Origin of the sequence: Microcystis sp. LE19-41.2A, assembly GCF_027530405.1 — a bacterium.
Classification (GTDB): domain Bacteria; phylum Cyanobacteriota; class Cyanobacteriia; order Cyanobacteriales; family Microcystaceae; genus Microcystis; species Microcystis aeruginosa.
Genome location: NZ_JAPZQJ010000055.1, coordinates 1 through 6,438 on the forward strand (window position 1 = coordinate 1; position 6,438 = coordinate 6,438).

A 6,438-nucleotide genomic window follows, 5' to 3' on the forward strand; every position below is an offset into this window, starting at 1 on the left:
AACCCTTATAGAGAAAGGCATTTAGCGATTTTTGTCAATTGTTTTTTATCTAGAGCGAACTAATCAATTAAGTCTCTTGCCAGATAAGGATTTAGTCGATTTATGCCCCCCTATCGAACCATAACAAGTAACGAAGAGCCAAAAATTGGCACTCCGTTTAATTCAGTCAAACGACTTGATAGCCTACGAGGATTTAAAAGTCAAGAACCTTGTGCGTAATCGAAAACTAGCTAAGAGTATCAATGATGCTGGTTGGTCACAATTGAGAAAATGGATAGAGTATTTTGGCATTAAATACGGCCGATTAACCATAGCAGTTAATCCAGCCTATACAAGTCAAGAATGCTTTAATTGTGGTCGGTTAGTCAAAAAGTCTCTATCAGTCAGAACTCATGTTTGTTTGTGTGGGTATATAGAAGATAGGGACAAGATGGCGGCATTAAATATACTCAAAAAAGCTACGATAGGGCATATCGGAAGCTGGTCGTTAGACCTAAACGCTTGGGGAGATTTAAGCTCTATTTTGGTTGGTAGAAATACCTGCTAAGACAACTTGAGTCAGTGAACCAAGAATCCCTCGCTTTTAGCGACGGGATTGTCAACATTGACATTAACTTATCAAAGTCAATCCTTGAATGTTTTGGGTCTCTTGGATACTGGTTCTAGTGTTAATGTGTTGCCCTATGAAATGGGTTTAGCTTTAGGTGCAGTCTGGGAAAATCAAAGGCTATCTCTGCCATTAGGAGGTAATTTAGCTAGATTTGAAGCTGGTGCATTGGTTGTTAAAGCTACTGTTGAGCAATTCCCCACCGTAGATTTAGCCTTTGCTTGGACACAAGATAAATATGCGCCGCTAATACTAGGACAGATGAACTTTTTTCTTGCCTTTGATGTCTGTTTTTACAGATACGACTTAGCATTCGAGATTAGTCAAAAATAGTTTGACTGGAGAAAAAATATGTGCGTTACATTTCATTAACTAAGCAACCAGCGATCGCAGTTTCACCTCAAGCGATCGCCCTATGAAAAGAGATTAATTTGTCTAAAGATTTGCTAAACTGAGGACAATAATCGCTTATTTTCAAGGTGTTAACTAAATGTGGTGGCAAAGTTCTCGGTTAGACCGTATTGAAGCCAGTCTAGAGGCAAGTCAGCAGCGAATAGAGCGAATAGAAAGCAATATTGACAGATTAGCAGCAATCAGTGAGGCAACGAATCGGCGTATTGATCGGTTTGTGGAAGCTACTGCTCAACAAATGGAGGAATCTAAGGCTCGTATTGACCAACTGCAACAAGGGATGGAACAGCTTCAGCGTGCAGTTGGCTATTTTTTAAGTCAGGACGGTAACTAACGATCGCCTTTTCAAAAATCAAAAAACCCCGTTAGCTTACAATCACTTGCTTCAATGAATGAGCATGGTACTACGGCTAGAGAAAAAAGAGGTGCGTTACATTTCATTAACTACCAGAGCGGCGTGCTGCTACGCAGTGCCTTCGGCATCGCACTTGTTATGCTGGTGTAGCAACATCAGTATCGACCTCCATCTTAAGGTATTTGATTATTGGTAATTAAAACTTTAAGCTGTTCTTTGTTATAAGAATTAGTTAAAAGTTGGGTTACGAGTTCAGGAATAAAAGATGTATTATGTAGTTTACAAAGCTGAACAAGTCGATTTACCAACACTGCATCTATCTTCTTTGACATTACACGCTCAGATTCAGGTAAATCGGCTATAAAAATATGTTCGTCATTTTGCTTTTGTGGTTGTTGAATTACATAACCTGTCTTGTAAAGAAGATAGATCGCCGAACGTAATTCTCCGCGAGTTCGGTTATGTCCGAATGCTTCAATCAAATATTCAAACTCCTCACTTCTGGTGAAGCCGTCTGGAAAACGTTCTTTCAAATTTTTCAAGGCATCGCAGAGGAAAGATGATTCACAAGATCGCCAACTGCTTTTGCGTAAAAGGCGCTTGTATAAATCAACTGTAGGTTCTACTAAAGTACTTCCTGAGTTTGTTGTCGTCAGGGTGATTTCATTAGATTTATCTCCAGTTTCTTCAGCTTTTGCGTGCCAAGTTTGTTTAACTTGATATAGTTTGACTATTTCAGGTGCGCTTTGGAGGAATTTCATGAATCCACCAAACCCTAAATTATGCTCATCAAATGCCGAATCAATTTCAAGCATTTCATTTTTTAACGTAGAAAGGCTGACACCATCTGGAAATTTACCAAGTACACGTTCTAGCAAATCCAATGCGTCCTCACGCAATTGAGTCGTTTTCATCGACGCAGATACGCCATTGGAGGTTAATTCTTCATCAATATAAATAAATCGATTGCAAGATTTCTTGACAGCTTCACTAAGAGCAGAACGTGGTCCAACGCCAACTACAGACTTGCCTAACTCCCTTAAACGCCTAAACAAAGGTGAAAAATCTGAATCTCCAGTGGCAAGCACAACCCATTCCAAATCAGGGATACGAGCCAAGTATTCCATAACATCGACAACAATCTGAATGTCAGCGGAGTTTTTACCTTTTACTGGATGATAAACATGGACAAACTCAAAACCTAGCAGGTTCAATTCTGGCTGACGAACACTGACTGATGCAATGCTGAAATCACCATAGGCTCGACGGACAACTACACGCCCTAGCTCATTGGCGCGTTCCAATAGTGCTTCCCCTCCATCTGCTTTTAGCCAACCTGATAGATTTTCAACATCCAGAAAGATTGCGACTTTTTCTGCCATTTAGGATTCTGCTGAATTGTTGCTGAGTGAATTTTTCCCGCAGTATACCCCAATTTGCTCATTGTCCGATACACATCGTCAGCCTATCAACAACTTCCTGAAACACTTAACGCTCATAGAACGGTCTTCAACTACGTCACCACAGATAATTTGAAGCAGCCTAACCATTGATTATACAGAAAATTTCCGAATAACAATCCTCAGAGTAACGATATGTAAAAACTCTCGGCATATCACCCCATTTTAGGGCCATCGCCGGAACTTTTCCGCATATCATACCCAAGAGCATATTAGCCAGATTAAACAACCTCTTTTAAGTAGATTCCTAACAACAAGCTGCAATAAAATAGACTTTTCGGGAAGTCTAGCACTAATTGCTTCAGTCCACCCCACAATTACCTAATTTTCGGGGAAAAAGTGCCTAAAATTTCCCCTCGATCGCTCTTATGTCTGGCACTTTTTGAGGGCAAAAAAATCTAAAAATCTTAGCCAACAATGTTTTTAGATTTATTCAGCCAACCCTAAGTTAAATTTTGAGTTGATCGATTAAATCGCGCATGATTTTGGCCGAATTATGTAACTGTTCCGTTTCTCTGGGACTGAGAGCAAGATTTAGAGTTTTTATCACTCCTTTCTCGTTAACCACCGAGGGAATACTTAAACACACATCTTTGAGACCGTATTGACCATCGAGGAGAGTGCTAATAGTGAGAATTCTTTCTTGGGAACGTAAAATTGCTTTAACGATATCCGTGGTAGCTAAACCGATCGCATAGCTAGTATAACCCTTGCGTTTGATAATTTCATAGGCGGCGTTTTTAACCTGAAGAAAAATTTCTGTTAAGCTTTCTTGGTCGGTTGCGCTTAAATCCTGCCAATCCCCTTCTAGTAACCTTGCTCCTCCGATATTAGCCGAACTCCAGACAGCAAGCTCACTATCACCGTGTTCACCGATAATATAAGCGTGGACGTTACGCGCATCTACATGGAGTTGGGTGGATAAAAGAGAGCGTAAACGGGCAGAATCTAGCACCGTACCCGAACCAATCACCCTAGAAGGCGGAAAATGGGTTATTTTCAGGGTAACATAGGTCATGATATCGACGGGATTACTCACCACCAAAATCAAAGCACTGGGGCAGTAAACAGCCACATCCTCCAGAATACGGCGAAAAATCGCCACATTTCGCTCAAGGAGATGTAATCTGGTTTCTCCCTCTTTTTGGGCAGCCCCGGCAGTAATAATCACCACATCGGCATTTTGTCCCACATCGGCCACGGTTCCCATTTTCAAGTCTGTGGGTTCAATAAAAGGCATTCCGTGCCTTAAATCCATCACTTCCCCTTCGACTTTATCCGTGGCGATATCTTGCAGAATTAATTCATCAAAACAGTCTTGAATTAACATCGAGTAAGCGCAGGCCATCCCCACCTGACCAACACCGATAATTACCCCCTTGCGAGGACGCAGAGGAGCGGGTTTTTCAGCGTAGGGATTGGGAGTAAATATTTTATCTAGCATAGATTTTTGCAGTTATTGCCTCGGTAAGCTCATTTTAAGGGGAAAAGGTTAATATCAGGTAAAAGGAGACTATCAAGAGATTTTGAGGCCATTATCGGCAATTTTTTTCTGGTAATTGGTCGGACAAATTTCTTGTCTTTATTCCCTGACCCCTAGTTTAAGAGAATTGAGGGCTGCTGACAGCTTCAGGCTATATCCTAAAATTAGGGATAAAGTGACAGTAGGAGGCGAACCGATGATCTATCACATCACCACAGAAAGAGGTTGGCAAATAGCTCGTGAAATGGGGGAATATCGGGCGTATTCCCTAAAAAATGAGGGATTTATCCATTGCTCCACCTTAGAACAAATTCCGAAAGTTGTGGCCGCTTTTTATCAAAATCAGCCAGACTTGCTGGTTTTAGCCATTTCTCCTGAACAATTGCAGTCCCCGGTCAAATGGGAGCAGCCCCAGCATCCTAACCCAGAAAATGCCACTTTAGAGCTAGAAAAAGAGACCTTTCCCCATATTTACGGTGCTATCAACCTAGAATCGGTGGTTTTTGTCAAACCCTTACAGGATTTGATCAATTCCTAGAACTAAATCATCTAACTCTTGGTAATCGGGGAGAGTAGTATCAATGCTCAACCCGCGCCGAATCACGAGACGATCCCACTGTGGTCGCGATAATAGCTCGCTAAAGTATCGCGCCTTGAAAATTAACAAATTTGCCTCTAGACCCGTCTTAATGCGCCCTAAATGGGGCAATCCGAGCAGATTTGCTGGGGTGAGGGTGACACTATTTACCCAGTCAGCGTAGGGTGTGTCGAGATGGGCAATCCGCACCGCTTGGGTAAAGACTTCTAAACCATCGTGATCCCCAAAACCATAAAAGGGATCGCGACAGTTATCACTGGCAAAAGCCACCGGAATTCCCGCTTTTTTCATCTCTTTTACCTTAGTTGTCCCGCGCCAAAAGGGGGTTTTTTCCTCTTGACGATCCTGTAGGTAGAGATTGCACATCGGCAAGCTAACGATAGCAATGCCCGCATTTTTGACTAAATTTAGGGTTTCTTGGATTATTTCAGGGGATTGTACCGCTAAACTGCAACAGTGACCACAGATGATTTGTCCGTCAAATTGCTCTTTGATAGCAGTACGCGCGATCGCTGCTAAACAGGTAGAATCGGAATCGCCGTTTTCATCCAGATGAAAATCGAGATTTAAACCCCTTTCTTGGGCTAATTTGAAGGTAATATCAATTTGTGCCTGTAAATCGGGATTTGTGTAGGCTACTCCCCCTAATATACCCCCAAATTCGGCAATTTTATCGGCTAAGGCCGCTCCCTCGGAGGTTTGATAGTAGTCAAGGGAAACTAGAGAAACCGCTTGCAGGGTGATTTTACCGGCCCATTGTCGTTGCAATTCTGCCAAAGCAGTTAAGCTAATCTGTGCCTGTTGACCAAAAGAGTCGATATGGGTGCGAATAGCGGCGGTTCCGTGGGCATAACTGCATTTAACGCCGAATTCCATGCGACGATACACATCCTCTAAGCGCCACTCCCGTCGGGAATCCTCTAGGGCCATTTTTAAGGCACTGTCAAAAGTGCCATCATGGTTAGGACAACGCTGCCAACTATGACCTTTATCGAGATGGGTGTGCATATCGACAAAGCAAGGAAAAATAATCTTTTTTTTGAGGTCGATAACGGGAATATTATCTTCGGGGGGGATGGTTGAGGTGATGCGATTAATGTTACCGTCATTAATTTCCAGATTAACTAAGGTTAATCCCTCGGAGGTTTGGGGAGAGAAACTCTCATTTTCTAGCAGGGAAACGGGAATATGAGCATTTTTGAGCCAGTAGCGCTCGCTTGATGGAATCATAAGACCTCTGGTAAAAATCAAAAATTGTTGTTAGGGTTAGGAGTCGGTCGTCGGTGCATCTCACATTTGCAGGAATACCGACAATCAGCAATTATCAGTAACTCTTATAGCGGGTCTCACACCTGTGTGGCACAGTTAAACCTTTGCTAATTAAGCTTTTCAACATCGATAATGTACCTCTTGCGAACAGGAAACGCTATAGATAATTACAAATGTATCAGCAGCTGCGTGTAAGCATCCCACCGAAAAACTAATGCGCGGGGGGTTTGGGGGCGGCGCCACGCTCCCAACGGG

The 6,438-nt window shown here is 42.4% G+C and carries 6 protein-coding genes and 1 pseudogene; 4 read left to right on the forward strand and 3 right to left on the reverse strand.

Annotated features, from left to right (window positions below):
- Positions 1-136: 136 nt before the first annotated feature.
- From O9290_RS02585 to O9290_RS02595, 3 genes and pseudogenes are all read left to right on the forward strand, one after another.
- Positions 137-547 (forward strand): annotated as a pseudogene (locus tag O9290_RS02585) (RNA-guided endonuclease InsQ/TnpB family protein); the annotation flags it as partial.
- A 48-nt stretch (positions 548-595) separates the two neighbouring features.
- Positions 596-940 carry a pepsin/retropepsin-like aspartic protease family protein gene (locus O9290_RS02590; RefSeq protein ID WP_288059109.1) on the forward strand — a complete coding sequence of 115 codons (345 nt, stop codon included), beginning with the start codon at positions 596-598 and terminating at the stop codon, positions 938-940.
- 157 nt (positions 941-1,097) lie between these two features.
- On the forward strand, positions 1,098-1,352 hold the full coding sequence (locus O9290_RS02595; RefSeq protein WP_002755102.1) for a hypothetical protein: 255 nt from the start codon (positions 1,098-1,100) through the stop codon (positions 1,350-1,352).
- A 194-nt stretch (positions 1,353-1,546) separates the two neighbouring features.
- On the opposite strand, the gene O9290_RS02600 is transcribed toward O9290_RS02595, so the two are convergent.
- Together O9290_RS02600 and O9290_RS02605 are read right to left on the reverse strand one after the other, a co-directional pair.
- Positions 1,547-2,755, reverse strand: coding sequence for an NYN domain-containing protein (locus O9290_RS02600; protein WP_079207329.1), 1,209 nt, complete (start codon positions 2,753-2,755; stop codon positions 1,547-1,549).
- A 526-nt stretch (positions 2,756-3,281) separates the two neighbouring features.
- The gene (locus tag O9290_RS02605) at positions 3,282-4,277 is read right to left on the reverse strand and encodes an L-lactate dehydrogenase (protein ID WP_002773766.1); all 996 of its coding nucleotides are present in this window, start codon (positions 4,275-4,277) and stop codon (positions 3,282-3,284) included.
- 235 nt (positions 4,278-4,512) lie between these two features.
- On the opposite strand from O9290_RS02605, the gene O9290_RS02610 reads away from it, so the two are divergent.
- Positions 4,513-4,854 (forward strand): DUF952 domain-containing protein, encoded by a 342-nt coding sequence (locus O9290_RS02610; RefSeq protein WP_012264168.1) that lies wholly within the window; start codon positions 4,513-4,515, stop codon positions 4,852-4,854.
- Here O9290_RS02610 and O9290_RS02615 read toward each other — a convergent pair.
- Positions 4,831-6,144 carry a cytosine deaminase gene (locus O9290_RS02615; RefSeq protein WP_288059113.1) on the reverse strand — a complete coding sequence of 438 codons (1,314 nt, stop codon included), beginning with the start codon at positions 6,142-6,144 and terminating at the stop codon, positions 4,831-4,833. The two genes, O9290_RS02610 and O9290_RS02615, sit on opposite strands and share 24 nt — an antisense overlap.
- Positions 6,145-6,438 lie beyond the last annotated feature (294 nt).

Excerpts from the sequence above, each read along its gene's own strand:
- O9290_RS02615 (WP_288059113.1), bottom strand. The coding sequence starts at position 6,144 with ATGATTCCATCAAGCGAGCGCTACTGGCTCAAAAATGCTCATATTCCC.
- O9290_RS02595 (WP_002755102.1), top strand. The coding sequence starts at position 1,098 with ATGTGGTGGCAAAGTTCTCGGTTAGACCGTATTGAAGCCAGTCTAGAG.
- O9290_RS02600 (WP_079207329.1), bottom strand. The coding sequence starts at position 2,755 with ATGGCAGAAAAAGTCGCAATCTTTCTGGATGTTGAAAATCTATCAGGT.
- O9290_RS02605 (WP_002773766.1), bottom strand. The coding sequence starts at position 4,277 with ATGCTAGATAAAATATTTACTCCCAATCCCTACGCTGAAAAACCCGCT.
- O9290_RS02610 (WP_012264168.1), top strand. The coding sequence starts at position 4,513 with ATGATCTATCACATCACCACAGAAAGAGGTTGGCAAATAGCTCGTGAA.